This is a genomic window from Paractinoplanes deccanensis (genome assembly GCF_016862115.1).
GTDB classification, from domain to species: domain Bacteria; phylum Actinomycetota; class Actinomycetes; order Mycobacteriales; family Micromonosporaceae; genus Actinoplanes; species Actinoplanes deccanensis.
Genome location: NZ_BOMI01000094.1, coordinates 23130 through 49294 on the forward strand (window position 1 = coordinate 23130; position 26165 = coordinate 49294).

Genomic DNA, 26165 nt, shown 5'->3' on the forward strand with positions numbered 1-26165 from the left:
CCGTGAGCAAGACCTTGGTCGTGGTAGTGCCCGACGCCGACATCCTCGCGGCGACGGTGGCGTCCCGGCTCGTCGCCAAGATCGTGGATGCGCAGGCGGAGCGCGGCACGGCGAGCGTGGTGCTGACCGGCGGCCGCATCGCCGGCAAGGTGCTGCACACCCTGAAGGACCTGCCGGCCGCCGCGGCGATCGACTGGTCGCACGTGGACCTGTGGTGGGGCGACGAGCGGTTCCTGCCCGCCGGGGACGCCGACCGCAACGAGACCCAGGCGCGTGCCGCCCTGCTCGACGCGCTGCCGCTCGACCCGGCCCGGGTGCACGCCATGCCCGCCTCCGACGGTCCCGACGGCGACGACGCCGAGGCCGCCGCCGCGCGGTACGCGGCCGAGCTGCGGCTGGGCGGAGCCGACGTGCCACCGTTCGACGTGCTCATGCTCGGCGTCGGCGAGGACGGACACGTGGCGTCGCTCTTCCCCGAGCACCCCGTGCTGAACGAGACCGGCACGACCGCGGCGGTGCACAACAGCCCGAAGCCGCCGCCGAACCGGATCACCCTGACGATGCCGACGATCCAGAGCGCCGACGAGGTGTGGCTGATCGCCGCCGGCCCGGACAAGACCGAGTCGGTGGGCAAGGCGCTCAACGGCGACAAGCTCCTGCCGGCCGCGCACGCCACCGGCGCCTCGAAGACCTACTGGCTGCTCGACAAGGCCGCCGCCGCGAACGTGGCCGCCCGCAGCTAGGCGCGCGACGAGATCTGCTGGACGGCCCAGCTGTTGCCGTCCGGGTCGTCGAAGAAGACGAACCCGACGTTGTCCAGAGGGTGCGGTGCCGGCCGCGGGTTGGCGCCCACCACCTGGACGTCGCTCACCTCGACGCCGCGCTCGGCCAGCTCGGCGTGCGCGGCCTCGATGTCGGGCACGACCAGCTGGAGCCCCTTCAGCGAGCCGGGTGCCATGTCGGGCACCGCTCCCCTGCCGATGACGATCGAGCAGCCGCTGCCGGGCGGCGTCAGCTGCACGATGCGGACGTCCTGGTCGATCTCGGTGTCGTGGTCGACGTGGAAGCCGAGCTGCTCGGCGTAGAACTTCTTCGCCCGATCGACGTCGGCGACCGGGACCACCACCACTTCGAGGGTCCAGTTCATCGGCACATGGTGGCATCGCGGACGTGGCTCGAGCCATGGAGCTGGCAAATCATAGACTGCCCAGCGTGCAACCAAAGATCCGCGCCTACCGGCCCAGCGACCTCGACTCCGTCTACGACATCTGCGTGCGTACCGCCGACGCCGGTGGCGACGCCCGCGGGCAGAACAGCTCCGACCGGCTGGTCGGCGACATCTTCGCCGCGCCGTACGTCGTGCTGGAGCCGGAGAGGGCGTACGTGCTCGACGACGGCGAGGGCACCGCGGTCGGCTACGTGCTCGGCACGAAGGACACCGCCGACTTCGTGAAGCGCTACCGCGAGGAGTGGCTGCCGGCGACCGAGGGCCGCTACGGCGACGACCCCCGCGACCAGATGTGGCTCGGCCTGCACCGCAACCCGGAGCGCATGCTGGTGCCGGAGCTCGCCGACTACCCCGCCCACCTGCACATCGACCTGCTGCCGGAGTGGCAGGGCAAGGGCTTCGGCCGCGGCCTGATCACGGCCTTCCTCGACAACCTGCGCGAGGCCGGCGTGGCCCGGGTCCATCTGGGGATGAACCCGGCCAACGCCGGGGCGCGCGTCTTCTACGACCGGCTGGGGTTCACCGAGCTCACCGTGCCCGGCGCGGAGAACGTGACCTACCTGGGCCGCTCGACGACCGTCTGACGGCTCACTCGCCGCGGCGCTGGCGCACCTTGGCCAGCGCCTCCTCGAGGATCTTGGCGGCGTCCTCGTCGCTGCGCCGCTCCTTGACGTACGCGAGATGCGACTTGTACGGCTCCGAGCGGAGCCGCCCGGGGGGGTTCTGCCCGTCGAGGCCGGCGGGCTGGCCGCAGCGCGGGCAGTCCCACGTCTCGGGCGCGGACGCCTCGGCCGCGAAGAGAATGCGGCTGGTGTGCCCGGTGGAGCAGTGGTAGATCACCTCCCGCCGCGGGGCCGGCTCACTGCGTTCGTCGGGGCGCATCGGGGACGAGCCGATTCGGCTGCCACGGATCGCGCTGCCACTGGACACGGACGTCACTCCTGTCGAGAGGGCGAAACATACCAAAACAAACGCCGCGCGCCCGGCAGAACCGGACGCGCGGCAGATTCTACGACTATTACGCTCCGTCAGGAAGCGTGCCTGGCATTTAACTGCCAGGAAGGGCCAGACGGAGCCAAAGGCCCAGGCCGACGATGCAGGCGAACCAGACGACACCCACGAGCACGGTGTAACGGTCGAGGTTCTTCTCGGCCACCGAGGAGCCGGCGAGGCTGGAGGTGACACCGCCGCCGAACATGCTCGACATGCCGCCGCCCTTGCCGCGGTGCAGCAGGATCAGCAGGGTCAGCAGAATGCTGGTGATCACCAGCAACACGATCAACGTGTACGCGAACCACATCGGCATGGTCGGTTCGTTTCCTCTCGAAGGGCACAGCAGCGGTCCAACAATAGCGTGTGCCCGGACACCAGGGGCGCCCGGGCACACAGGGAACTTCTCAGCGGGCTACGTGCTCCCGAAACCGCGCGATGGAGGCGAACTCCTCGGCGTCGAGGCTCGCGCCGCCGACCAGCGCACCGTCCACGTCGGGCTGCGCCATGATGGCCGCGATGTTCGCCGCCTTCACCGAGCCGCCGTAGAGGATCCGCACCTCGTTGCCGATCTCGGCGCCGTACTTCTCGACGAGCCGGGCCCGCAGCGCGCCGCAGACCTCCTGCGCGTCCTCGGGCGTCGCCGTCTTGCCGGTGCCGATCGCCCAGACCGGCTCGTACGCGATGACGATCTGCTTGACCTGCTCGGGCTTGAGCCCGGCCAGGCCCGCGTCCAGCTGGTCGACGCAGTGCGGGCAGTGCGCGTTCGCCTCGCGGATGTCGAGGCCCTCACCCACGCAGAGGATCGGCGTGAGGCCGCTCGCGAAGGCCGCCTTCACCTTCGCGTTGACCAGCTCGTCGGTCTCGTCGTGGTACTCGCGGCGCTCGGAGTGACCGGCCAGCACGTACGTGCAGCCCAGCTTCTCCAGCATCGAGCCGGCGATCTCACCGGTGTACGCGCCGGACTTGTGCCGCGAGATGTCCTGCGCGCCGTACTTGATGAGCAGCTTGTCGCCGTCGACCGCGGTCTGCACGGTGCGCAGGTCGGTGAACGGCGGCAGGACCGCCACCTCGACGTCGGTGAGCTGCTGCTCGCTCAGGCTCGCGGCCAGCTTCTGCACCAGAAGGTTCGCCTCGAAGTGATTGAGGTTCATCTTCCAGTTTCCGGCCATGAGCGGCCGGCGACCTTCCGTGGTCACGTCACTTCTCCAGCGCTTCGATGCCGGGCAGGGTCTTGCCCTCCAGGTACTCCAGGGAGGCGCCGCCACCGGTCGAGATGTGCCCGAAGGCGCTCTCGTCCAGGCCGAGCGTGCGCACGGCCGCGGCCGAGTCGCCGCCGCCGACGACCGAGAAACCGTCGATCTTGGTGATGGCCTCGGCCACGCCCCGGGTGCCGGCCGCGAACGGCGCCAGCTCGAAGACGCCCATCGGGCCGTTCCAGAACACGGTCTTCGCGGACCCGACGGCCTGAGCGAAGAGCGCGACCGACTTGGGGCCGATGTCGAGACCGAGGCGGTCGGCCGGGATCTCCGACGCGTCGACGGTCACGTGGCCGGCGTCCGCCGAGAACTCGGTGGCCGCGACGACGTCGACCGGCAGCACGATCCGGCCCTGCGCCTCGGAGAGCAGGTCACGGCAGGTCGCGACCATGTCCTCCTCGAGCAGCGACTTGCCGACCTCGTGCCCCTGGGCCTTGAGGAAGGTGAAGCACATGCCGCCGCCGACGAGCAGCTTGTCGACCTTCGGCAGCAGCGCCTTGATCACGGCGAGCTTGTCGGAGACCTTCGAGCCGCCGAGAACCACCACGTACGGCTGCTCGGGGCTCTCGGTGACCTTCTTGAGCACCTCGACCTCGCGCAGCACCAGGCCGCCCGCGTAGTGCGGCAGGACCGCCGGCACGTCGTAGACCGAGGCGTGCTTGCGGTGCACGGCGCCGAACGCGTCGTCGACGTAGTAGTCGGCGAACGAGGCCAGCTGGGCCGCGAAGGCGGCGCGCTCGGCGTCGTCCTTCGAGGTCTCGCCCGCGTTGAAGCGCAGGTTCTCCAGCAGCAGCACCTGGCCGTCCTGGAGCGCCTCCACCTTGGCGGCCGCGTCGTCGCCGACGGTGTCGGCCGCGAAGGCCACCGGCGCGCCGAGCAGCTCGCCGAGGCGGGCGGCGACCGGCGCCAGCGTGTACTTCGGGTCCGGGGCGCCCTTGGGGCGGCCCAGGTGCGAGACGACGATGACGCGGGCGCCCGCGTCACGCAGCGCGACCAGCGTCGGCAGCACCGCGCGGGCGCGGCCGTCGTCGCTGATGACGCCAGGGTTGTTCTTGTCGAAGGGCACGTTCAGGTCGGCGCGCACGAGCACGCGCCGACCCGAGACACCCTCGCCGAGCAGGTCGTCGAGAGTCTTCACGTGAGATCAGGCCCCGACGAGCTTGACCAGGTCGACGAGGCGGTTCGAGTAGCCCCACTCGTTGTCGTACCAGCCGACGACCTTGACCTGGTTGCCGATGACCTTGGTGAGGCCGGCGTCGAAGATGCAGGAGGCCGGGTCGGTGACGATGTCCGAGGAGACGATCTCGTCCTCGGTGTAGGTGAGGATGCCCTTGAGCGCGCCGTCGGCGGCGGCCTTGATCGCGGCGTTGACCTCCTCGACCGAGGTGTCCTTGGACGCCTGGAAGGTGAGGTCGGTGGCCGAGCCGGTCGGGATCGGCACGCGCATCGCGAAGCCGTCGAGCTTGCCCTTGAGCTCCGGCAGCACCAGGCTGACGGCCTTGGCGGCACCGGTCGAGGTCGGCACCACGTTGAGGGCGGCGGCGCGGGCGCGGCGCAGGTCCTTGTGCGGGCCGTCCTGCAGGTTCTGGTCCTGGGTGTAGGCGTGGATCGTGGTCATGAGGCCACGCTCGATGCCGATGGTGTCGTTCAGGACCTTCGCCATCGGGGCGAGGCAGTTGGTGGTGCAGGACGCGTTCGAGATGATCGTGTGCTGCGCGCCGTCGTACAGGTTGTCGTTGACGCCCATGACGATGGTGATGTCTTCGTTCTTGGCCGGGGCCGAGATGATGACCTTCTTGGCGCCCTTGTCGACGTGCGCCTTGGCCTTGGTGGCGTCGGTGAAGAAGCCGGTCGACTCGATGACGACGTCGGCGCCCAGGTCGCCCCAGGGCAGGTTGTTCGGGTCGCGCTCGGCGAACGCCTTGAAGGTCTTGCCACCGACGGTGATCTCGTCGGAGGTCGCCTTCACCTCCTGCGGCAGACGGCCCAGGATCGAGTCGTACTTGAGCAGGTGCGCCAGCGTCGCGTTGTCGGTCAGGTCGTTCACGCCGACGATCTCGATGTCCGCGCCCGAGGCGAGAGCCGCCCGGAAGAAGTTGCGGCCGATACGGCCGAAGCCGTTGATGCCAACCCGGATGGTCACAGGTGGATCTCCTCGTTTCGGTCCGCCGGATTTTGCGACCGGCGGAGGGTCTGCGTTGCCGACCGTGAGCCGGGCCGGCAAAGGGGCGTCCGGCCGCCGCGCCAGCAGGAGGAGGCGCCGCGACTGACGGGCGGCGCACAGCGCGGTCGGCCGAGCTGCCGGCACCGTCGCCGTCGGCTAAGACACTATCCGAGCCCTCCGGAAGCCTCTCGCAGGGGGCGCGACCTAACCGTTATTAAGCTCCACCGTTAACCTGCGCTTCTTCCCATGGAAAGCGGAAACGGCGAAGGACCGCCCCGCCCGGGCGGCCCTTCGCTCGCTACCCGTCAGTTCACCGGATCGGGCCGGTCGGCTCCGGGATCCCCGGGCCGCCCCTCCAGCAGTCGAACGATCTTCGTGATGTCCTGCCTGAGGTCGGCCTGGTGCCTCAGCTGGGTGCGTCGCAGCTCCTGCAACTCGGTCCAGTGCCGGAGCTCGTTCTCCCCCAGCTTCTGCAACTCCGCATGCTGCTCGAGCTGCGTCGTCCGCATCCGCTCCACCTCGGTGGACAGGCTCTGCATCTGACCAGACAGGCTCTCCAACTGGCCGGTGTGTCGCTGCACCTCGGTGGACAGGCTCTGCATCTGACCAGACAGGCTCTCCAACTGGCCGGTGTGCCGCTGCACCTCGGCGGACAGGCCCTCCAACTGGCCGGTGTGCCGCTGCACCTCGGTGGACACGCTCTCCAACTGGCCGCCTTGCCGCTGCACCTCGGCGGAGAGCCCTTTCACCTCGCCGGAGAGCCCCTGCACCTCGCCGGAGAGCCCCGAGAGCTGGCTCGAGATCGCGTGCAACTGGGTGAACTGCTCGACCTGGGTTGCCCCCAGCTCGGCGAAGTGCTGCTCCTGCGTCTCGGCCAGCCGGCGCAGAGCGGCGGACTGCTCTAGCTGCGTCACTCGCAGCGACTCGAGCGAAGCCTTGTGCCCTTGCAGCGCCGCCCGATAGTCGGCTGCGTCATGGCTCGCACCCGCTGCCAAGATCCTCACCTCCGCAATACCCTGCCGCAGTTTTACTTGCTCTTTTTCTACTGCTGTCACCCTCTGCGCGAGGGCTTCGTTGCCTCTCATGGGCGGAGAGTCTTCCGGGTCCACGACCCTCGCGGTAAGGGTTGAAACGCTGCCGAAAATCCGGATGGCGCGAAGACGATCACTTGACAAGGAGCACCTTGTCAAGGAGCTAGGTCAGCAGGCCATCATCTCCGGCGTGACGGCGGCCTCGGTGTCGGGGATGCCCAGGTCACGGGCGCGCTTGTCGGCGAGGGCGAGCAGACGCCTTATACGGCCGGCGATCGCATCCTTGGTCAGCGGCGGGTCGGCCAGGGCGCCCAGCTCCTCCAGCGACGCCTGGCGGTGCTCCAGGCGCAGGCGGCCCGCCGAGGTGAGGTGGTTGGGGGCCTCGTCGGCGAGAATCTCCAGCGCGCGGGTGACCCGGGCGGCCGCGGCCACCGCGGCGCGGGCCGAGCGGCGCAGGTTGGCGTCGTCGAAGTTGGCCAGGCGGTTGGCCGTGGCGCGCACCTCGCGGCGGACCCGGCGCTCCTCCCACGCCAGCACGCTCGCGTGCGCGCCGATGCGGGTCAGCAGGGCCGCGATGGCGTCGCCGTCCTTGATGACGACGCGGTCGACGCCGCGCACCTCGCGCTCCTTGGCCGTGATGCCGATGCGGCGGGCGGCGCCGCGCAGCGCCAGGGCCGCCTCCGGCCCCGGGCAGGTGATCTCCAGGGCGCTGGAGCGGCCCGGCTCGGTCAGCGAGCCGTGCGCCATGAAGGCGCCGCGCCAGGCGGCCACCGCGCAGCAGACGTTCGCCGAGACCACGTGCGGCGGGAGGCCGCGCACTGGGCGCCCGCGCACGTCGAGCAGGCCGGTCTGGCGGGCCAGCGCCTCACCGTCCTTGACGATGCGGACGATGTAGTGGCTGCCCTTGCGCAGGCCGCCCGAGGCGAGCACGTGCACCTCGCTCGGGTAGCCGTACACGTCCGCGATCTCGCGCCGCAGCCGCCGCGCCACCGCGCCGGTGTCGAGCTCGGCCTCGACCACCACCCGGCCGGAAACGATGTGCAGGCCGCCGGCGAACCGCAGCAGGGCCGCCATCTCCGCCCGACGGCAGCAGGGCTTGGGCACGTCGACCCGGCTCAGCTCGTCCTTGACCGCTGCCGTCATCGCCATCGTGTTGTCACCTCATGCGCCGGATTTCTACCATTAAGAGCCGTATTGCCTGTGCTTAACGAGCGGCGCCCAATACTGGCACCAGAGCAACGCCCAACGACTCAGGATCATGCCTGGGGCTGCCGCCCGCAACGGCCACGGGTGCCAGAATCAGCCGGGCGCCCAGGGCCTCGGCGGCCAGCCGTACGGGCTCGGGCTCGCCCACCCACTTGCCGTCGGCCACCACCGCGTCGACGCGCAGCCCCGGCAGGTACCAGTGCAGGGCGGCCAGGTGGTCGGCCACCGAGAGCCCGAGCGTCTCGTTGTCGGCCGCCAGGTTGAGCGTCACCAGTCGCCGTGCGGGGCTGTTCATGATCGCCTTGGCGAGCCGGGGCACCATCAGATGCGGCAGCACGCTCGTGTACCAGCTGCCGGGTCCGAAGATGAGCCAGTCGGCCGCGCCGATCGCCTCGACCGCGGGCTCGCAGACGGGCGGGTCGGCGGGCTCGATGCGTACGGCCTCGACGTGACCGCAGGTCACCGCGACCGCGTGCTGACCGCGCACGGTGACCACCGCCCCCGGCCGATCGGGGTCGGCGCCGCGCACCTCCGCCTCGATGCCGATCGCGTGCCGGGCCATCGGCAGCACCCGCCCGCGCGCGCCGACCATCGCGGCCGCGTGGTCGAGCGCCTGCACCGGGTCGCCGAGCATCTCCATGAGCCCGAGCAGCAGCAGGTTGCCCACCGGGTGCCCGACCAGCGGATCGGGGCCCTCGCCGCCCGCCGGGATCTCGGCGAAGCGATATTGCAGGACCCGGGCGGTGCGCTGGGTGACCGGATCGTCGTCGGCCAGCGCCGCCAGCGCCTGCCGCAGGTCGCCCGGGGGCAGCAACGCGTCCCGCTCGGTCAGCAGGCGGCCGCTGGAGCCGCCGTCGTCGCCCACCGTGACGATCGCGGTGATGTCAAGATCGATCTCGTCGGACGCCCGGCGCAGGGCGCGCAGGGAGGCGCTGAGACCGTGCCCGCCGCCGAACGCGACCACCCTGAGGGGCCGGCCGGCCATGCCTACTCCCGCCCCAGGTCGCGGTGGGACGAGTGGGCCGAGAGCCGCATGTCGCGCAGCTGGGCGGTGAGCTCCTCGGTGATGGCGACGCTGCGGTGCTTGCCGCCGGTGCAGCCGACCGCGACGGTCAGGTAGCGCTTGCCCTCGCGCTCGAAGCCGGGCGCGGTCGCGGCGATCAGCGACGCGTACGTCTTCACGAAGTCGTTCGCGCCCTCCTGGTCGAGGACGTACGTGCTCACCGCGTCCTCGAGGCCGGTGTGGTCGCGCAGGGCCGGCACCCAGAACGGGTTGGGCAGGAACCGGGCGTCCATCACGTAGTCGGCGTCCGGGGGCAGCCCGTACTTGAAGCCGAAGGACAGCACGGTGATGCGCAGCCGGCGCACGTCCTCGCCGCCGAACAGCTCCTCGACCCGGCGGCGGAGCTGGTTGACGTTGAGGTGGCTGGTATCGATGATCACGTCGGCCTGCTCGCGGGCCTCGGCGAGCAGCTTGCGCTCGGCGGCGATGCCGTCGGCGAGGCGGCCGTCGCCCTGCAGCGGGTGAGAGCGGCGCACCGACTCGAACCGCCGGATCAGCACGTCGTCCTCGGCGTCGACGAAGACCACGCGCGGCGAGAAGCCGCGCTCGCGCAGGGCGTGCACCGCCCCGGTCAGGTCGGTGGAGAAGGCGCGGCTGCGCACGTCGAGCACCATGGCCGTGCGCCGGGCGGCGCCGCCGGCCTGGAGCGCCAGCTGGGCCATGTCGAGCATGAGTGCCTGGGGCAGGTTGTCGACGACGTAGAAGCCGACATTTTCCAGCGCCCGGGCCACCGTGCTGCGCCCGCCGCCGGACACCCCGGTGACGATGACCAGATCGGTCGTCACCTCGTCGGGGTCAATCACATCAGAGTCCGCCACGTACTCCGGCATCGACTCCGTCACCACGCCTCCCGCGTCCGTGCCCGCTGCGGCGGACACAACATCCTAGGCCGAAGCCGCCGGGGCCAACCGCCCGGACGGCTGTCGTCTACCCGATCCGGTGTCCCGGACCAGTCGTTACAACAATCGGCTCGCGCTCCTCGTTCCGGGTGGCCGTCAGGTCGGTGTCACGTGCGACCTGTTCGAGCCCGCGTTGACCCGGCCGCTGCGCGCCCGTGCCCGCCCCGCGCCGCCCGGCGGGATCGCCCCCGGCTCCGGCGCCTCGGCGCCTGCCGCCCCGGAATCGGCCGCGCCCGAGGAAGCGACGCCCGAAGAAGCGGCATCCGGCGACGCGGCGTCCGAAGAATCGGTGTCCGGGGAAACGGTGTCCGCGGAAGCGGCGTCCGGGGAAGCGGCGTCCGCGGAAGCGGCGTCCGGGGAAGCGGTGTCTTGCGCTGCCGCCTCACCCGTGGAGGACGGCGGGATCAAGGCCGCCAGCACCGCCTCGGCCGTGCGCCGCCCGATGCCCGGCACCTCGCAGATCTCCTCGGGGGTGGCCGCGGAGAGCCGCTTGAGCGACCCGAAGTGCCGCAGCAGCGCCTTGCGCCGCGTCTCCCCCAGCCCCGGGATGTTGTCGAGCGCCGACGCCGTCATCCGCTTGGAGCGCCGCTGCCGGTGGAACGTGATCGCGAACCGGTGCGCCTCGTCGCGGACCCGCTGGAGCAGGTAGAGCGCCTCGGACGTGCGCGGCAGGATCACCGGGAAGTCGTCGCCCGGCAGCCACACCTCCTCGAGGCGCTTCGCGAGCCCGCAGAGCGCCACGTCGGTGATGCCCAGGTCGGCGAAGACCGCCGCCACCGCCTGCACCTGCGGCTGCCCACCGTCGACGACGACCAGCTGCGGCGGATAGGCGAAGCGCCGCGGCTTGCCCGTCAGCGGATCGATGCCGGGAAGATCGTTGGTGGGCACGTCAAGGTCAGCCGGCTGGCCGAGCTCAGCCGGCCCGCCGGACTCGGCGAAGTCGGCAGCCCGGCCCGACACGGCGGTCTGACCGAGCGCGGCCGGCCGGCCGGACGTGGCAGGCCGGCCGGACGTGGCAGGCTCACCCGGCGCGGTGGACAGCCAGGACTGGCCGGGCTCGGCGGGCGGATCGAGGTCGCCCGACCCGGGGTCGGCCGACGGCTGGTCGAGCGGCCCCTCCGCCCCCGGCTGCGCTCGGAAGCGCGCGAACCGCCGCCGCATGACCTCGCTCATCGCCGACAGGTCGTCGGTGCCGCTGCCGTCGGGGTTGCCGCGGACCGCGAACCGCCGGTATTCGCTCTTGCGGGGCAGGCCGTCCTCGAAGACCACCATCGAGGCCACCACGTCGGTGCCCTGGATCTGGGACACGTCGAAGCACTCGATGCGCAGCGGCGCCGAGTCGAGCCCCAGCGCCTCGGCGATCTCGTCGAGCGCCTTGCTGCGCGTGGTCAGGTCGCCGGCGCGGCGCAGCTTGTGGCGCTGGAGCGACTCGCCCGCGTTGCGCGCGACCGTCTCGAGCAGCGCCCTCTTGTCGCCGCGCTGCGGCACCCGCATCGACACCCGGCTGCCGCGGTGCTCGGAGAGCCAGTTCTCCAGCGCGGCGGCGTCGTCGGGCAGCGCCGGCACCAGCAGCTCACGCGGGACGTCGTTCTCACCCTCGGAGCCGCCGTACATCTGGCTGCAGAAGTGGTGCACCAGGTCGCCGGTGGTGAGGTCCTCGACCTTTTCGACGACCCAGCCGCGCTGGCCGCGCACCCGCCCGTCACGCACGTGGAAGACCTGGACCGCCGCCTCGAGCGGGTCCTCGGCGAAGGCGACCACGTCGGCGTCGGTGCCGTCGCCGAGCACCACCGTCTGCTTCTCCATCGCGCGGCGCAGGGCGGCGATGTCGTCGCGCAGCCGGGCCGCCCGCTCGAACTCGAGCTCCTCGGAGGCCTGCATCATCTCGCGCTCGAGCCGCTTGACGAACGTGTCGGTGCGCCCGGCCATGAAGTCGCAGAAGTCGTCGACGATCGCGCGGTGCTCGTCGGCGCTGACCGAGCCGACGCACGGCGCCGAGCACTTGCCGATGTAGCCGAGCAGGCAGGGGCGGCCGATCTGGCCGGCGCGCTTGAAGACGCCGGACGAGCAGGTGCGCGCCGGGAACACCCGCAGCAGCAGGTCGAGCGTCTCGCGGATCGCCCACGCGTGTGAATAGGGCCCGAAGTAGCGCACGCCCTTGCGCTTGGCGCCGCGCATCACCTGCAGGCGCGGGTATTCCTCGTTGAGCGTGACGGCGAGGAACGGGTAGGACTTGTCGTCGCGGTACTTGACGTTGAAGCGCGGGTCGAACTCCTTGATCCAGCTGAACTCGAGCTGGAGAGCCTCGACCTCCGTGCCGACCGTGACCCAGTCCACACTGGCCGCCGTGGTGACCATCTGCTGCGTGCGGGCGTGCAGCGACCAGGTGTCGGCGAAGTAGGAGTTGAGCCTGTTCCGCAGGTTCTTGGCCTTGCCCACGTAGATGACGCGGCCGGCCGGGTCGCGGAAACGGTAGACGCCGGGCGACTCGGGGATCGTCCCGGGCGCCGGGCGATAGCTGGAGGGGTCTGGCACGGTCTCAACACTAGTGCGGGGGACTGACATGATTACCCGACCGGAGGTCCGGCGCCGCCGCCACGGCCCGGGCCTCCGGCCGGAAAAGCCGGGTCAGGCCGCGACGATGTTGTCGCCGTCCTTTTTGACCTTGGTCTCGGGGAGGGCCTTGGTCGCCGGCCCGGAGGTGGGCTGGCCGGTCTCGATCGAGAACTTGCTGTTGTGGCAGGGGCAGGAGATCTCGCCGGCGTCCACCTTGTTGACGTCGCAGCCGGCGTGCGTGCAGACCTTGCTGAACGCCTTGTACGTCCCGGCCACCGGCTGGGTGATCACGTACTCGCCCTTGATGATGCCGCCGCCCTCGGGCACGTCCGCGGCGAGCGCCAGCGCCGAGCCACCGGTGGCCGTGTTGCCGGTGCCGTCCGAGTCGGCACCGGCGCTGCCGGCGGGGGCGGGGTTGTCGGAGAAGTCGCTGCCGTTGCTGTTGGTGCTCGTGGTGCCCGTGCCGCAGGCGGCGAGCACGCAGGCGGCGCCCAGCCCACCCGCGCCGAGAAGGACGACACGGCGGGTCGACGCCGTACCGGGACGGTTCGGCTCGTCGGTGAGCTCGGCGTCGGTCCTGGTCTGCACGTCTGTCATGTTGTTGTCCTCCAGTGCCTGGTTCCGCATGAGTGGGTCACGCGGCGTCGCCTCTACATACGCTGTCGCGGCCGCCTCGGGTTCAGGCTATCGGCGAAATTGTCCGCCGGTCTCATCCGTCTTTGTGCCTGTTTGCCCGGTGCCGTTGTCCACCTTTGACGGGCGCGACGACGCCCGGTCGAGACTAGGGTCCCGACCGGGCGTGGTAGCTATGAGTCACCTGTGACGTTGCTGGACGCTCGCCCAGCGACGATCAGCTCACCCAGTGACGATCAGACGACCGCCTTGGCCCGCGACCGCGGGGCCCTGGTCCGCGCGCCCGCGGTCTTGGCGCCGTTGGCCTTGGCGCCGTTGGCCTTGACCCCGTTGGCCTTGGCCGCGCGGGCGGTGGCCTCGGCGGCTCCCGCGGCCTCGCCCTCGAGGCCCAGCATGTGCCGCAGGAACTGTCCCGTGTGGCTCTCGCCCACCTCGGCCAGCTCCTCGGGTGTGCCGGTGGCGAGCACCAGGCCGCCCTTGCTGCCGCCCTCGGGACCCATGTCGATCAGCCAGTCGGCCGTCTTGATCACGTCGAGGTTGTGCTCGATCGTGATCACCGTGTTGCCCTTGTCGACCAGGCCGTTGAGGACCATCAGCAGCTTGCGGATGTCCTCGAAGTGCAGGCCGGTGGTCGGCTCGTCGAGCACGTAGACCGTCTTGCCGGTGGAGCGCTTCTGGAGCTCGGAGGCGAGCTTGACGCGCTGGGCCTCACCGCCCGACAGGGTCGGCGCCGGCTGGCCGAGCCGCACGTAGCCCAGGCCGACGTCGACCAGCGTCTTGAGGTGCCGGTGGATCGCCGGGATCGGCTGGAAGAACTCCGCGGCCTCCTCGATCGGCATCTCCAGCACCTCGGAGATCGTCTTGCCCTTGTAGTGCACCTCGAGCGTCTCCCGGTTGTACCGCGCGCCCTTGCACACCTCGCAGGGGACGTAGACGTCCGGCAGGAAGTTCATCTCGATCTTGATGGTGCCGTCGCCGGAGCAGTTCTCGCAGCGGCCGCCCTTGACGTTGAACGAGAACCGGCCCGGGCCGTAGCCGCGCACCTTGGCCTCGGTCGTCTCGGCGAACAGCTTGCGGATGTTGTCGAACACGCCCGTGTAGGTCGCCGGGTTGGAGCGCGGGGTGCGCCCGATCGGCGACTGGTCGACGCCGACGACCTTGTCGACGTTTTCCAGGCCGGTGATGCGCGTGTGCCGGCCGGGCACCATGCGCGCGCCGTTGATCTGGTTGGCGAGCACCGTGTACAGGATGTCGTTGACCAGGGTCGACTTGCCCGAGCCGCTCACACCGGTGACCGCGATGAACTGCCCGAGCGGGAAGCTCACCGTCAGGTTGCGCAGGTTGTGCTCGCGGGCGCCGTGCACGACCAGCTCGCGGCCCGGCACCTGCGGGCGGCGGCCGGCCGGCGTCGGGATCGACTTGCGGCCCGACAGGTAGGCGCCGGTCGGCGAGTTCTTGTTCTTGAGCAGGCCCTCGACCGAGCCGCTGTGCACGATCTGGCCGCCGTGCTCGCCGGCGCCGGGGCCGATGTCGACGATCCAGTCGGCCGTCCGGATCGTGTCCTCGTCGTGCTCCACCACGATCAGCGTGTTGCCCAGGTCGCGCAGCCGCACCAGGGTCTCGATGAGCCGGTGGTTGTCGCGCTGGTGCAGGCCGATCGACGGCTCGTCGAGAACGTAGAGCACGCCGACCAGGCCGGAGCCGATCTGGGTGGCGAGCCGGATGCGCTGCGCCTCGCCGCCGGACAGGGTGCCGGCGCCGCGGTCGAGCGACAGGTACTCCAGGCCGACGTCGACCAGGAAGCGCAGCCGGGCGTTGATCTCCTTGAGGACCCGCTCGGCGATCATCTTTTGCCGGTCGTCGAGCTCGAGGCCGGCCAGCAGCTCGGCGCAGTCACCGATGGACAGGTTGCAGACCTCGGCGATGCTCTTGCCGGCGATGGTCACGGCCAGCACCTCGGGCTTGAGCCGCGCGCCGCCGCAGACCGGGCACGGCACGTCGCGCATGTAGCCCTCGTACTTGTCGCGGGACCAGTCGCTCTCGGTGTCGTTGTGCCGCCGCTCGATCCACTGCACCACGCCCTCGAAGCCGGTGTAGTAGGAGCGCTCACGGCCGTACTTGTTGCGGTAGCGGACGTGGACCTGGTCCTCCGAGCCGTACAGGATCGTCTTTTGCGCCCGGGAGGGCAGCTGGCGCCACGGCGTGTCGACGCTGAACTTCTCGCTGTCGGCCAGCGCCTCGAGCAGGCGCAGGAAGTATTCCTGGGTCTGGCCGCCGGACCACGGCTGGATCGCGCCCTCGCGGATGCTGCGCTCCTCGTCGGGGACGAGCAGCTCCGGGTCGACCTCCTTCTTGGTGCCGATGCCGGTGCACTCGGGGCAGGCGCCGTAGGGCGCGTTGAACGAGAAGACCCGGGGCTCGAGGTCCTCGATCGCCAGCGGGTGGTCGTTGGGGCAGGCCAGGTGCTCGGAGAACCGCCGCTCGCGCTGCGGGTCGTCCTCGGGGAGGTCGACGAAGTCGAGCAGCACGATGCCGTTGGCCAGGCCCAGCGCCGACTCGATGGAGTCGGTGAGGCGCTGCTTGCTGCTCGCCTTGACGCTCAGGCGGTCGACGACCACCTCGATGGTGTGCTTCTCCTGCTTCTTGAGCTTCGGCGGCTCGGTCAGCGGGTGGACCACGCCGTCGACCCGGGCGCGCGCGTAGCCCTTGGCCTGGAGCTCGGCGAACAGGTCGACGTATTCGCCCTTACGGCCGCGGATGACCGGCGCGAGCACCATGAACCGGGTGCCCTCGTCCATGGCGAGGACCCGATCGACGATCTGCTGCGGGGTCTGCTTGCTGATCCGCTCGCCGCAGACCGGGCAGTGCGGGATGCCCGTGCGCGCGTAGAGCAGGCGCAGGTAGTCGTAGACCTCGGTGATGGTGCCGACGGTCGAGCGCGGGTTGCGCGACGTGGACTTCTGGTCGATCGACACCGCCGGGGACAGGCCCTCGATGAAGTCGACGTCGGGCTTGTCCATCTGCCCGAGGAACTGCCTCGCGTACGACGAGAGCGACTCGACGTAGCGTCGCTGCCCCTCGGCGAAGATCGTGTCGAACGCGAGGCTGGACTTGCCGGACCCGGACAGACCGGTGAAGACGATCATCGCGTCGCGGGGCAGGTCAAGACTGACGTCGCGCAGGTTGTGTTCGCGCGCGCCTCGAATAGTCAAACGGTCGGCCACCAGCCAGCCTCTCCGTACAGGTGTTTGATTGCAGCAAGAGCCGCGGGCCACTCTAACGGCGGGGTACGACAAGTTTTCGCCGCCGACGGCCCGAGAAGGTGCAGCGCTTGCCAGATGGCGCACATTCCCGCAGTTCACCCACGGATGGGTTCACCCTCAGGAGGGAACCGCCAAATAGCGTACGTCCCAGACCTCGACGCCGCCGATGAGCTGTGGCGCGCCCAACGCGTCGGTGAGCGTCGCCTCCAGGTCGTCGCCGTTGCGGCTGTTCGGCACGAGGACGACCACGGCCGCCCGCCAGAAGATCAGGTCCTCGGTGATGCGCGCCCGGTCGGCCGCCGTGAGCTGCGGCCTGATGCCGTACTCGCGCACCTGGTAGAGCAGGTCGGAGGTGAAGCGGCGGGGCGCGTTCCACGAGCCGGTGTTGTCGGTGGGCGGGTTGACCGGGCCCATGAAGTAGCCGCGCGGCGTCGGGTAGTCGAGGTGCGACAACGTCGCCCAGCGCATGCCGGTGCGCCCGGTGGTGACCTCGGGCAGCGGGACCGTCACCAGCGTGCGGTTGCCGGTCACGTACTGCCGCCAGATGCCCTGGGTGAGAAACGGCGGCATCGGGTCGCCCTCGATGACCGGCACCGGCTTGGGGAACAGCGGCACCAGGGCGAGCACCAGGCCCACCTGGAACAGCCGCCTCCGCTTCGGCGCGAAGGCGCGCGACCGGTCGGTGGCCAGCGCCAGCAGCACGCCCGCGATCGTCGCGGGCACCATCGCGAACCGGGTCACGCTCACCAGGTCGATGACCGGCACGTGGCTGATCAGGCCGAACGGCAGCGGAACGCCGGTGCGGTGCCCGAAGACCACCAGCTCGGGGCCCATCGAGACGACCAGCAGCACGAACGCGGAGATCGCCGCCGCGCGGGCCGCGACCGAGCGCCACAGCACCACCACCGACACGATGATCATGACGAGGCCGATCGGCCCGAAGAACGTGTTGTCCTCGGTGGCGCTGACGCTCATCTCGCGGGTCAGCGCCGCGTAGCCGGCCAGCGACTGCCGCGCGAAGAAGCCCAGCGACGCCAGGTCGGTGGCGTATTTGTCCGGCTCGAACGGCTGGCCGTGGTAGTTGCCGGGCGCGAAGAACTGATACCACAGCGGATAGGCCAGCAGCGTGCCCGACAGCAGGGCCGCGACGCCGAGACCCTTGACCACCTGCGGCGCCTCACGCTTGGCGCGACTCCAGGCCATCACGCCGTACGCGACGACGAAGACGCCCAGCGCCAGCGCGGTGAACAGCAGCGCCTCCTCGTTGATGAAGACCTGGACCACGATGAGCAGGCCGAGGATCACCCCGCCGCGCACCACCCGGCCCGGCTCGCGCAGCCGCAGCACCTGAAGGACGATGAACGGCACCACGTACAGGCTGACGAAGTTCACGTGGCCGTTCGCGTGCGAGATCATCGCGGGCGCGAAGCCGCACCACAGGCCGCCGATCCACGCCGCCACCCGGCTGGTCACCAGGTGGCGGGAGAGCACGAAATACCAGGCGAAGGCCGTGCCGGCCAGGCCCAGCGTGATCAGCAGCGCGACGGAGAAGCCCACGCCGAGGAAATGCGAGACCGGGGCGAGCGGCAGGCTGAGGACCAGCACCGAGGTGTTGGCCATCATGTTCACACCGTCGGGCACGTTGAGCCGGCCGGAGTAGAACGGGCTGTCGCCGTGGAAGATCACCCGTTCGCCGTGCGCGAGCATGAAGAGGAAGACGTTGTGGTCGTCCTTGTTGCCGGCGAGCACGCGGCCGTTCGGGTCGAGCCAGAGCCGGATCATCACCAGCACCGACAGCGCCAGATAGCTCAGCGCCGCCAGCACATCCGACCGGCTCCGCCGGCGGACCGGCGCCCCGGCCGATTGCTCCTCGACCACCTCTTCCACCGTCTGCACCGGGGCATTGTTACAGCCCGTCCAACCGCCCCACCACCGCCCTTGACCGGACTGAAGGCAACCCTCCCTGACAACTCCCCTTCAGTGCCTCCGCCGCCGGTTGCCCGCGGCGCCTGCTAGGCGGGCCGTCTGACGAGCCGATTCGACCTCGATCTCGTGCCGCAACTTCCGCCAGGAAGCAAGCCGCCGCGGGGCGAGCGACCCGCCGGCCACCGCCACGGCGACCGCGCAGCCCGGCTCGGAGTCGTGGCGGCAGTCGTCGAACCGGCATCGGGCGGCGATGTCGGCGATGTCGGCGAACGCCCGGTCGAGCCCCTCGGCGGTGTCGAGCAGGCCCACCCCGCGGATGCCGGGCGTGTCCAGCACGGCGCCGCCGTTCGGCAGCAGGACCAGATTGCGGTACGCCGTCGTGTGCCGGCCCTTGCCGTCCACGTCACGGATCTGCTGCACGGGCATCACGGGCGTGCCGGCCAGCGCGTTGACGAGCGTGGACTTGCCCGCGCCCGAACGGCCCAGCAGCGCGAGCGTGCGCCCGGGGCGCGCGTGCTCGCGTACGGCATCGATGTTGTGGTGACGTCGCACGCTGATCGGCAGGACCGGCACGCCGGGGGCCAGCTCGGCGAGCTGCCGGGCGACCGCCTCGGGATCGGCGGACGTGTCGCTCTTGGTGAGCAGGAGCAGGGGCTGGGCGCCGGACTCCCAGGCCAGGGCCAGCAGGCGCTCGATGCGGGCGTCGTCCGGCTCGGGGTGGATCGGCTCGACGACCGCGACGGTGTCCATGTTCGCCGCGAGGACCTGGCCGGTGGAGTCCTTGTCGGAGGTGCGGCGGATGAGCGTGGTGCGCCGCGGCAGGACACCCTCGATCGTGACCCGGCGGTCGGGCCAGTGGCGCAGCACCACCCAGTCGCCGGCGCAGGGCAGGCGCGAGGGGTCGCCGGCCGCGGTGAGAAGGACACCGCCGGCCAGGCTGGCCCGGGTGACGCCGGTGGCGTCGAGCACCGTGCAGACGCCGCGATCGGCGCGCAGGACACGCCCGGCGGAGGCGTCGGAACGGTCGAAACGACGGTAGGCGGATGCGAAGGTCTCGTCCCAGCCGAGGCGGGACAGGTCGTGCGACATGGGAACCCTTTACGGGACGGGAGTCCTGCCTGGCCGGTGGGCGGTCAGGCGAGAGCCTCCGGGTGAAGGGACGCAAGGACGAACAGCACGCTCCCCACCTCCTCCGCGGGCTCGATCGGCGCGTCTGCACAGACGGTACGGTCGCGACTACCTCTGCGAAAGCGAATTCCGTGCCGATAGGGTTTTGCACGTGACCCAGCTGCCTTCGCCATGCCGTCCCGGCCCTCGCTTCGCCCGGTGCAGTCCGTCATGACAATGGACCCGCTCGTTCTCCTGACAGACGTGGACCGAGCCACCGAGGAACTTCTGCGCACCGCCGCCGACCTGGATCCCGCCGCGGTCGGCCGGCCGTCGCTGCTGCCCGACTGGACGGTCGGGCACGTCCTGACCCACGTCGCGCGCAACGCCGACGCGCTGACGAACCTGCTGACCTGGGCCCGCACGGGCGTGGAGACGCCGCCGTACGCCTCCGCCGAGGCGCGCGAGGCGGGCATCCAGGAGGGCGCCGGGCGCCCGCTGCGCGAGCAGCTCGACGACATCCGCGCCGCGCACGACCGCTTCGCCGACGCCGGCGCCGCGATGCCGGCCGAGGCGTGGGCGTTCTTCCTGCCGCCGATCAACCAGTCGGCGGCCGCGGTGCCGTGGGCGCGCCTGCGCGAGGTCAGCGTCCACCACGTCGACCTGGGCCTGTCCTACACGCCGGCCGACTGGTCCGACGCGTTCGCGCTGCGGCTGCTGCGCGAGATCGTCAGCGAGGCGGTCTCGGCGGGCTGGCCCGCGATGGAGCTGCGCCCGTACGGCATCGAACACGCCCTGACCATCGGCTCGGCCGACAACCCGCCGGTGATCGGCGGCCCGACCAAGTCGCTCGCCGCGTGGCTGGCCGGCCGCGCCGACGGCGCCGACCTGACCGTCTCGCCGGATGGCGAGCTCCCCGAACCAGCGAGGTGGAAGTGACATGACCTACACCGGTGACGTGACCGTCGGCGGGCCCGCCGACGTCCGCGACCTCGGCGCCCTGACCATCACCAAGGTCGCCGTCGGCCCGATGGAGAACAACGCCTACCTGCTGCGCAGCGGCGGCGAGCAGCTGCTGATCGACGCCGCGAACGAGGCGGGCACCCTGCTCGGCCTGATCGGCGACGGCGGCCTGGCCACGGTGGTCACCACCCACCGCCACGGCGACCACTGGCAGGCCCTCTCCGAGGTGATCAGCAAGACCGGCGCCGAGTCGCTGGCCCACATCGAGGACGCCGCCGAGATCCCCCTGGTCAACCGCGACCTGCGCGAGGGCGAGACCATCACGGTCGGCGACGCGGCCCTGGAGGTCATCCACCTGGTCGGCCACACGCCCGGCTCGATCGCCCTGCTCTACCAGGACCCGAACGGCACCGCCCATCTGTGGACCGGCGACAGCCTCTTCCCCGGCGGCCACGGCAAGACGGTCACCCCCGCGGACCACCTGTCGCTGATGGACGACCTGGAGAGCAAGGTCTTCTCCCGCCTGCCCGACGACACGTGGTTCTACCCCGGCCACGGCAAGGACTCCACCCTCGGCAACGAGCGCCCCCACCTCGCCGAATGGCGCGAACGAGGCTGGTGACCCACCGCCTGAGCCGGGCCCGGGCCCGGCCCAGGCCGCCACGTCCCGCGGCGAGGTCTAGGACTGCTGTTTCAGGACGCGGTCGCGGAGGTGCTCGGGGACCAGCTCGATCAGCTGGTCGGGGCGCAGCGGCAGGTCGAGCAGGCTGAGCTTGATGCGGGTGCGGCGCTCGTGGGCGGCGCGGTCGAAGCGGACCACGTTGACGGCGTTCGGGCGCAGCTGGAGGGTGATGTCGGTGCCCTCGGGGAGCTCGACGGACGAGGCGCCGTCGAGGGAGGCGCGGGCGGGTGCCGTGCCGCGCAGGGTGATGACCTCGGCGCCGCCGAGGACGATGGGGCGGCTGATGCCGGCCATCGGGGCCACCGGGGTGAGGCCGATCGCGGGCACCGACGGGGAGATGATCGGGCCGCCGGCCGCGTAGTTGTAGGCGGTAGAGCCCGTCGGGGTGCACACGACCACGGCGTCGCAGCGGAAGTAGCCGTGGCGGACGCCGTTCAGCGAGAGGTCGAGCGCCACCGACGTCCAGGGCTTGGCGGCCGTGAGGACCACGTCGTTGAAGGCGATGTCCGGGCCCGCCGCGAGGCCGCTGTGCGGTTCGAGGCTGAACTCGCCGGCGATCAGCCGTTCGAGTGCACCGGGCAGCTCGGCCGGGCTGGTCTCGATGAGGAAGCCGAGGTTGCCGTGGTTGACGCCGAGGATCGGGGTGGGGCGGCCCGCCATCAGCCGCATCGCGCCCAGCATGGTGCCGTCGCCGCCCAGGCTGAACACGAAGTCGGCCTGCTCGGCGAACTCCGGTTCGTCCAGGGCGAACAGGCCCAGCCGCGACGCGTCGGCGGGCCGGGCCACCACCCGGGCGCCGACCCGGGCCGCCACGGCGACCACCGTCGCGACGGATTCGCTGACGTCGTTGCGAGGATGCACCACCAGGCCGATGACCGCGTTGCCGCCCATCGTCCCAACGTAACCCGCCGGCCACCCCGATCGATCTGTTTGCCCTGAGCGGAAGGAGTGGCCGCCTCCCGTGCCCGCGTGGTTAGGCTGGCGGCACGCGGCAGACGGGAGGTTTCGGTGAATCTGCGGCACGATCCGATGCGGTGGGGGCAACCATCGCAAAATCCCGAGCCCTGGCCGCCACACCTTCCCCCCGCCGGCGGGCCCGGCCTGCCGGGGTGGCTGGAGGAGCGACTCTTCGACCAGCGCATCGTCATGATCCGCGGCCCGCTCACCCCCGAGGGCGCCACCGGCGTCGCGGCCGCGCTGCTCACGCTCGACGCCGCCGGCACCGCCCCGGTGCAGCTGCACGTGGCCAGCGGGGCCGGGGAGCTGGCGGCCGCCCTCTCGGTGATCGACGTGATCGACTCGATGGCCTCGCCGGTGCACGCGGTCGTCACCTCGGAGGCCGGCGGTGCCGTGGTCGCGGTCCTCGCGGCCGCGGAGAAGCGCGCCGCCTTCCGGCACGCCCGCTTCCGGCTGACCGAGCCCCGCGCGGCCGCCGTCAGCGGCACCGCCGACGAGGTGGCGCGCGCCGCCGGGCAGCATCTGCGCGAGCTCGAGGAGATCACCCTGCGGCTGGTGGAGCTGACCGGCCAGACCCGCAGCCGCATCGAGGACGACCTGTCCGCCGGCCGCGGCCTGACGGCCCAGGAGGCGCTGGAGTACGGCCTCATCGAAGAGATCATCGGCAAGTCCTGACGGTTCCGGGCACGAAAAAGCCCCCGGGGTGCACCGGGGGCTTTTTGCAGGAGCTCGCGTTACTGCGCGACCTTCACACCCATGGAGCGGGCGGTGCCGGACACGATCTGGATCGCGGCGTCGAGGTCGTTGGCGTTGAGGTCGGGGAGCTTGCGCTCGGCGATCTCCTTGACCTGGGTCGCGCTCAGCGTGCCGACGGTCTGGGTCAGCGGGTTGGACGCGCCGGACTGAATGCCCAGAGCCTTGCGGATCAGGAAGCTGGTCGGCGGCGTCTTGTAGGCCAGCGTGTGGCTGCGGTCCTCGTAGACGCTGACGATCACCGGGATGATCTCGCCACGGTTCTTGGCGGTGGCCTCGTCGTACTCCACCTTGACGGCACGCATGTTGGCCCCGGTCGGACCAAGCATCTTGCCGAGGTCGACCATCGCGGCGTTACCCGCCTCAAGCGCGAGGGTTACCTCATGAGTCTTTTTCTTGGGCGGCATTGCGTAGGGCTCCTTAGGGTGAGCTGCAAGCTCAACTCACAGCTCGCCAGCTTCATCAACACACGACAACCCCGAGACCTTACTACCGGCAGCCTAAGTAGGCAAAACAGCTCAGGGCAAACGCGGCGGGTCTCGGGTACCGCGACTAGTGTAGCTCGCCGCTCAGTACTGGTCGCACTGGCACCGCTTCATCAGCGCGCGCACGGACGCCACGTACGACGGGTTGGGCAGGGTCTTGTCGGCGGCGGCCTGCTCGATGCCGCCGGAGCCCGCGTTGTAGCCCGAGATGACCACGTTGAGCAGGCACCACGAGCTGCTCGACTTGCACTTGGCGGCGCTCAGGTTGTAGCTGCCGCCGAAGTAGTTGTCGCCGGCCCACTTCGTCAGCCAGGCCAGGTAGTTGCCGCCGGCGTAGATGTTCTGCTGGTACTGCGACGCGTCGTACGTCAGGCCGAACCGGTTGTTGATCATGCTGACCGTGTCGGGCATGACCTGCATGACCCCGGCGCCGCCGTCGCAGTTGTGGATGTTGCTCTGCCAGCCGCTCTCCTGCCACGCCACCGCCTTGATCAGCGGGTAGTTGATCCGCAGGCTCGGCGCCTCGGTGCGCCAGTAGACGCGGGACGCGGCCGACTTCAGCGCGGTCTTCACCTTGCTCTTCGAGATCGGCTTGGTCTTGTCGTAGTGCGCGCAGTCGGGCAGCTGACTCCAGAACGGCGGCTCGGTCGGCTCGGCCGACTGCGGCTTGGTGGGCTTCTTCGACGGCGCCTTGCTGGTGGTCTCCACCGGTTCGGGCGTCGGGCTCTCGGTGACCGGCTCGAACTCCGGCTCGCCGGCGTCACTCGCCGCGACGGCCGACGGCACCGCCTGCGGGGCTGCGTTGTCGTCGTCCTTGCCACCCAAGCCGCACCCGGCCGCGACCACCAGCGCTGCCAGGGCCAGCGCCCACGTTCTCCGAGCCATCGGTCCGACCTTTCCCCGTGAGATGGTTCGTTGCGGACGCTACAGATCACGGCCCGGACGCGCTGTCCCTTAAGCTCTCCCTTAAAGGCTGCCCCGCAAATCGGACAAACCTAGTGTGATGCGGAACCGGTACCGTCCATCGAACCCCGGGCCGAGACAGCAACCAACACCGGGGACAATGGGTTCATGCAGACCCGCACCGACCTACGCAACGTCGCCATCATCGCCCACGTCGACCATGGCAAGACAACCCTGGTCGACGCCATGTTGCGCCAGGGGAGCCAGTCCCACGCGCGTGGCGAGATGGCCGACCGCGTCATGGACTCCATGGACCTGGAGCGGGAAAAGGGCATCACCATTCTCGCCAAGAACACGGCGATCAGCTACCAGCCCGCCGAGGGTGACCCCGTCACCATCAACATCATCGACACCCCCGGCCACGCCGACTTCGGCGGCGAGGTCGAGCGCGGCCTCACCATGGTCGACGGCGTCGCCCTGCTCGTCGACGCGTCCGAGGGCCCGCTGCCGCAGACCCGGTTCGTGCTCCGCAAGGCGCTCGCGGCCAAGCTCCCGATCATCCTGATCATCAACAAGGTCGACCGCCCCGACGCCCGCATCAAGGAGGTCGTCGACGAGACGTACGAGCTCTTCCTCGACCTCGACGCCGACGAGCACCAGATCGAGTTCCCGATCATCTACGCCTGCGCCCGCGACGGCATCGCCTCGCTGACGCAGCCCAAGGACGGCACCGTCCCCGAGGACGCCACCGACCTCGAGGCGCTGTTCAACACGATCCTCGAGACCATCCCCGCGCCCACCTACACCGAGGGCGCCCCACTGCAGGCCCACGTCGTCAACCTCGACGCGTCCAACTTCCTCGGCCGTCTCGCGCTCTGCCGCGTGCACGAGGGCACCATCCGCAAGGGCCAGACCGTCGCCTGGTGCAAGACCGACGGCACGATCAGCAACGTGCGCATCTCCGAGCTGCTGATCACCGAGGGCCTGGAGCGCAAGCCCGCCGAGAGCGCCGGCCCCGGCGACATCATGGCCGTCGCCGGCATCGCCGACATCATGATCGGTGAGACGCTGGCCGACGCGGAGAACCCGAAGCCGCTCCCCCTGATCACCGTCGACGAGCCGGCCATCTCGATGGTCCTCGGCACCAACACGTCGCCGCTGGTCGGCAAGGTCAAGGGCAGCAAGGTCACCGCCCGCATGGTCAAGGACCGCCTCGACCGCGAGCTGATCGGCAACGTCTCGCTCCGCGTCCTGCCGACCGACCGCCCCGACGCCTGGGAGGTGCAGGGCCGCGGCGAGCTCGCCCTGGCCATCCTCGTCGAGCAGATGCGCCGCGAGTCGTACGAGCTGACCGTCGGCAAGCCGCAGGTGGTCACCAAGACCATCGACGGCAAGGTGCACGAGCCGGTCGAGCGCCTGACCATCGACGCCCCCGACGAGTACATGGGCGCCATCACCCAGCTGCTGTCGACCCGCAAGGGCCGGATGGAAGAGCTGATCAACCACGGCACCGGCTGGCTGCGCATGGAGTGGCTGGTCCCCGCCCGGGGCCTGATCGGATTCCGTACGGAGTTCCTGACCGAGACCCGCGGCACGGGCATCATGCACCACCTCTTCGAGGGGTACGAGCCCTGGTTCGGCGAGCTGCGCACGCGCAACAACGGCTCGCTGGTGGCCGACCGCGCCGGCGTGGTGACGGCGTTCGCCATGACCAACCTCCAGGAGCGCGGCCAGCTCTTCGTCGAGCCCACCACCGAGGTGTACGAAGGCATGATCGTCGGCGAGAACTCCCGCGCCGACGACATGGACGTCAACATCACCAAGGAGAAGAAGCTCACGAACATGCGCTCGTCGACCGCCGACGAGACCGAGAAGCTGATCCCGCCGCGCAAGCTCTCGCTCGAGCAGGCCCTCGAGTTCTGCCGCGAGGACGAGTGCGTCGAGGTGACCCCGTCCGCCGTCCGCATCCGCAAGGTCATCCTCGACCAGCAGACCCGCGGACGTCAGGCCGCCCGCCGCAAGCACGCCGCCCAGCAGTAAGGCGCGCGCGAGCCGCGTACAGCAAAAGGCGCCCGGGTCTCCACCCGGGCGCCTTTG

23 protein-coding genes and 1 pseudogene are annotated in these 26165 nt (G+C 70.6%); 6 read left to right on the forward strand and 18 right to left on the reverse strand.

Translation table 11 applies throughout. The features are described 5' to 3' along the window. Window positions 1-2: 2 nt before the first annotated feature. Window positions 3-743, forward strand: coding sequence for a 6-phosphogluconolactonase (pgl, locus tag Ade02nite_RS24305; RefSeq protein ID WP_203768231.1), 741 nt, complete (start codon window positions 3-5; stop codon window positions 741-743). On the opposite strand, the gene Ade02nite_RS24310 is transcribed toward pgl, so the two are convergent. Beyond that, window positions 740-1147, reverse strand: coding sequence for a VOC family protein (locus Ade02nite_RS24310; protein WP_203768233.1), 408 nt, complete (start codon window positions 1145-1147; stop codon window positions 740-742). The genes pgl and Ade02nite_RS24310 overlap by 4 nt on opposite strands. A 65-nt stretch (window positions 1148-1212) precedes the next feature. Here Ade02nite_RS24310 and Ade02nite_RS24315 point away from each other — a divergent pair, with 65 nt between their 5' ends. Then, window positions 1213-1812: a GNAT family N-acetyltransferase gene (locus Ade02nite_RS24315; protein WP_239169019.1), complete on the forward strand. Its 600-nt coding sequence runs from the start codon at window positions 1213-1215 to the stop codon at window positions 1810-1812. Window positions 1813-1816: 4 nt separating this feature from the next. Here the strand turns inward: Ade02nite_RS24315 and Ade02nite_RS24320 are convergent, their stop codons facing one another. The 14 genes and pseudogenes from Ade02nite_RS24320 to rsgA form a co-directional block, all read right to left on the reverse strand. After that, on the reverse strand, window positions 1817-2158 hold the full coding sequence (locus tag Ade02nite_RS24320) for an RNA polymerase-binding protein RbpA (RefSeq protein WP_203768242.1): 342 nt from the start codon (window positions 2156-2158) through the stop codon (window positions 1817-1819). 118 nt (window positions 2159-2276) lie between these two features. Beyond that, window positions 2277-2534 (reverse strand): preprotein translocase subunit SecG, encoded by a 258-nt coding sequence (gene secG, locus Ade02nite_RS24325; RefSeq protein WP_203768244.1) that lies wholly within the window; start codon window positions 2532-2534, stop codon window positions 2277-2279. A 91-nt stretch (window positions 2535-2625) separates the two neighbouring features. Next, window positions 2626-3390 (reverse strand): triose-phosphate isomerase, encoded by a 765-nt coding sequence (tpiA, locus tag Ade02nite_RS24330; RefSeq protein WP_203768314.1) that lies wholly within the window; start codon window positions 3388-3390, stop codon window positions 2626-2628. A 28-nt stretch (window positions 3391-3418) separates the two neighbouring features. Then, window positions 3419-4615: a phosphoglycerate kinase gene (locus tag Ade02nite_RS24335; RefSeq protein WP_203768246.1), complete on the reverse strand. Its 1197-nt coding sequence runs from the start codon at window positions 4613-4615 to the stop codon at window positions 3419-3421. 6 nt (window positions 4616-4621) lie between these two features. Then, window positions 4622-5620 carry a type I glyceraldehyde-3-phosphate dehydrogenase gene (gene gap, locus Ade02nite_RS24340; RefSeq protein WP_203768254.1) on the reverse strand — a complete coding sequence of 333 codons (999 nt, stop codon included), beginning with the start codon at window positions 5618-5620 and terminating at the stop codon, window positions 4622-4624. 326 nt (window positions 5621-5946) lie between these two features. Then, complete coding sequence (locus Ade02nite_RS24345) at window positions 5947-6726, reverse strand: hypothetical protein (RefSeq protein ID WP_203768256.1); 780 nt, start codon at window positions 6724-6726, stop codon at window positions 5947-5949. A 114-nt stretch (window positions 6727-6840) separates the two neighbouring features. Further along, window positions 6841-7821 carry a DNA-binding protein WhiA gene (gene whiA, locus Ade02nite_RS24350; RefSeq protein WP_130511592.1) on the reverse strand — a complete coding sequence of 327 codons (981 nt, stop codon included), beginning with the start codon at window positions 7819-7821 and terminating at the stop codon, window positions 6841-6843. Between the two features lie 55 nt (window positions 7822-7876). Next, window positions 7877-8863 carry a gluconeogenesis factor YvcK family protein gene (locus Ade02nite_RS24355; RefSeq protein WP_203768263.1) on the reverse strand — a complete coding sequence of 329 codons (987 nt, stop codon included), beginning with the start codon at window positions 8861-8863 and terminating at the stop codon, window positions 7877-7879. Between the two features lie 2 nt (window positions 8864-8865). Next, on the reverse strand, window positions 8866-9771 hold the full coding sequence (rapZ, locus tag Ade02nite_RS24360; RefSeq protein ID WP_203768316.1) for an RNase adapter RapZ: 906 nt from the start codon (window positions 9769-9771) through the stop codon (window positions 8866-8868). Window positions 9772-10245: 474 nt separating this feature from the next. Further along, window positions 10246-12375, reverse strand: a pseudogene (uvrC, locus tag Ade02nite_RS24365) (excinuclease ABC subunit UvrC); the annotation flags it as partial. Window positions 12376-12468: 93 nt separating this feature from the next. Further along, a complete protein-coding gene (locus Ade02nite_RS24370) occupies window positions 12469-12993 on the reverse strand; it encodes a Rieske (2Fe-2S) protein (RefSeq protein WP_203768273.1) in 525 nt (174 codons plus the stop codon). Window positions 12994-13265: 272 nt separating this feature from the next. After that, window positions 13266-16253 carry an excinuclease ABC subunit UvrA gene (gene uvrA / locus Ade02nite_RS24375; RefSeq protein WP_203768275.1) on the reverse strand — a complete coding sequence of 996 codons (2988 nt, stop codon included), beginning with the start codon at window positions 16251-16253 and terminating at the stop codon, window positions 13266-13268. A gap of 156 nt (window positions 16254-16409) precedes the next feature. After that, a complete protein-coding gene (locus Ade02nite_RS24380) occupies window positions 16410-18188 on the reverse strand; it encodes a glycosyltransferase family protein (RefSeq protein ID WP_203768276.1) in 1779 nt (592 codons plus the stop codon). Window positions 18189-18269: 81 nt separating this feature from the next. Next, complete coding sequence (gene rsgA / locus Ade02nite_RS24385; protein ID WP_203768279.1) at window positions 18270-19307, reverse strand: ribosome small subunit-dependent GTPase A; 1038 nt, start codon at window positions 19305-19307, stop codon at window positions 18270-18272. A 249-nt stretch (window positions 19308-19556) separates the two neighbouring features. Here rsgA and Ade02nite_RS24390 point away from each other — a divergent pair, with 249 nt between their 5' ends. Both Ade02nite_RS24390 and Ade02nite_RS24395 read left to right on the forward strand, forming a co-directional pair. Next, complete coding sequence (locus tag Ade02nite_RS24390) at window positions 19557-20264, forward strand: maleylpyruvate isomerase family mycothiol-dependent enzyme (protein WP_203768281.1); 708 nt, start codon at window positions 19557-19559, stop codon at window positions 20262-20264. A 1-nt stretch (window position 20265) separates the two neighbouring features. Next, window positions 20266-20910 (forward strand): MBL fold metallo-hydrolase, encoded by a 645-nt coding sequence (locus Ade02nite_RS24395; RefSeq protein WP_203768283.1) that lies wholly within the window; start codon window positions 20266-20268, stop codon window positions 20908-20910. A 57-nt stretch (window positions 20911-20967) separates the two neighbouring features. On the opposite strand, the gene Ade02nite_RS24400 is transcribed toward Ade02nite_RS24395, so the two are convergent. Beyond that, entirely contained in the window at window positions 20968-21861 is an 894-nt protein-coding gene (locus tag Ade02nite_RS24400; protein WP_203768286.1) for an NAD(+)/NADH kinase, read from the reverse strand. Between the two features lie 117 nt (window positions 21862-21978). Between Ade02nite_RS24400 and Ade02nite_RS24405 the strand changes: the two genes are divergently transcribed. Further along, window positions 21979-22602 (forward strand): ATP-dependent Clp protease proteolytic subunit, encoded by a 624-nt coding sequence (locus Ade02nite_RS24405; protein ID WP_203768287.1) that lies wholly within the window; start codon window positions 21979-21981, stop codon window positions 22600-22602. Window positions 22603-22661: 59 nt separating this feature from the next. Here Ade02nite_RS24405 and Ade02nite_RS24410 read toward each other — a convergent pair whose 3' ends face one another. Continuing rightward, window positions 22662-23087, reverse strand: a complete 426-nt coding sequence (locus tag Ade02nite_RS24410; RefSeq protein ID WP_203768289.1) for an uL11 family ribosomal protein — start codon at window positions 23085-23087, stop codon at window positions 22662-22664. A 162-nt stretch (window positions 23088-23249) separates the two neighbouring features. After that, on the reverse strand, window positions 23250-24050 hold the full coding sequence (locus tag Ade02nite_RS24415; protein ID WP_203768296.1) for a transglycosylase SLT domain-containing protein: 801 nt from the start codon (window positions 24048-24050) through the stop codon (window positions 23250-23252). Window positions 24051-24236: 186 nt separating this feature from the next. Between Ade02nite_RS24415 and typA the strand changes: the two genes are divergently transcribed. Beyond that, window positions 24237-26108 (forward strand): translational GTPase TypA, encoded by a 1872-nt coding sequence (gene typA / locus Ade02nite_RS24420; protein WP_203768308.1) that lies wholly within the window; start codon window positions 24237-24239, stop codon window positions 26106-26108. The last annotated feature ends 57 nt before the right edge of the window (window positions 26109-26165 follow it).

What these genes read in the sequence shown, in the direction of transcription:
- Ade02nite_RS24310 (WP_203768233.1), bottom strand. Translation starts at nt 1,147, where the DNA reads ATGAACTGGACCCTCGAAGTGGTGGTGGTCCCGGTCGCCGACGTCGAT.
- secG (WP_203768244.1), bottom strand. Translation starts at nt 2,534, where the DNA reads ATGCCGATGTGGTTCGCGTACACGTTGATCGTGTTGCTGGTGATCACC.
- tpiA (WP_203768314.1), bottom strand. Translation starts at nt 3,390, where the DNA reads ATGGCCGGAAACTGGAAGATGAACCTCAATCACTTCGAGGCGAACCTT.
- Ade02nite_RS24345 (WP_203768256.1), bottom strand. Translation starts at nt 6,726, where the DNA reads ATGAGAGGCAACGAAGCCCTCGCGCAGAGGGTGACAGCAGTAGAAAAA.
- whiA (WP_130511592.1), bottom strand. Translation starts at nt 7,821, where the DNA reads ATGGCGATGACGGCAGCGGTCAAGGACGAGCTGAGCCGGGTCGACGTG.
- Ade02nite_RS24355 (WP_203768263.1), bottom strand. Translation starts at nt 8,863, where the DNA reads ATGGCCGGCCGGCCCCTCAGGGTGGTCGCGTTCGGCGGCGGGCACGGT.
- rapZ (WP_203768316.1), bottom strand. Translation starts at nt 9,771, where the DNA reads ATGCCGGAGTACGTGGCGGACTCTGATGTGATTGACCCCGACGAGGTG.
- Ade02nite_RS24370 (WP_203768273.1), bottom strand. Translation starts at nt 12,993, where the DNA reads ATGACAGACGTGCAGACCAGGACCGACGCCGAGCTCACCGACGAGCCG.
- rsgA (WP_203768279.1), bottom strand. Translation starts at nt 19,307, where the DNA reads ATGTCGCACGACCTGTCCCGCCTCGGCTGGGACGAGACCTTCGCATCC.
- Ade02nite_RS24390 (WP_203768281.1), top strand. Translation starts at nt 19,557, where the DNA reads ATGACAATGGACCCGCTCGTTCTCCTGACAGACGTGGACCGAGCCACC.
- Ade02nite_RS24395 (WP_203768283.1), top strand. Translation starts at nt 20,266, where the DNA reads ATGACCTACACCGGTGACGTGACCGTCGGCGGGCCCGCCGACGTCCGC.
- Ade02nite_RS24400 (WP_203768286.1), bottom strand. Translation starts at nt 21,861, where the DNA reads ATGGGCGGCAACGCGGTCATCGGCCTGGTGGTGCATCCTCGCAACGAC.
- Ade02nite_RS24410 (WP_203768289.1), bottom strand. Translation starts at nt 23,087, where the DNA reads ATGCCGCCCAAGAAAAAGACTCATGAGGTAACCCTCGCGCTTGAGGCG.
- Ade02nite_RS24415 (WP_203768296.1), bottom strand. Translation starts at nt 24,050, where the DNA reads ATGGCTCGGAGAACGTGGGCGCTGGCCCTGGCAGCGCTGGTGGTCGCG.
- typA (WP_203768308.1), top strand. Translation starts at nt 24,237, where the DNA reads ATGCAGACCCGCACCGACCTACGCAACGTCGCCATCATCGCCCACGTC.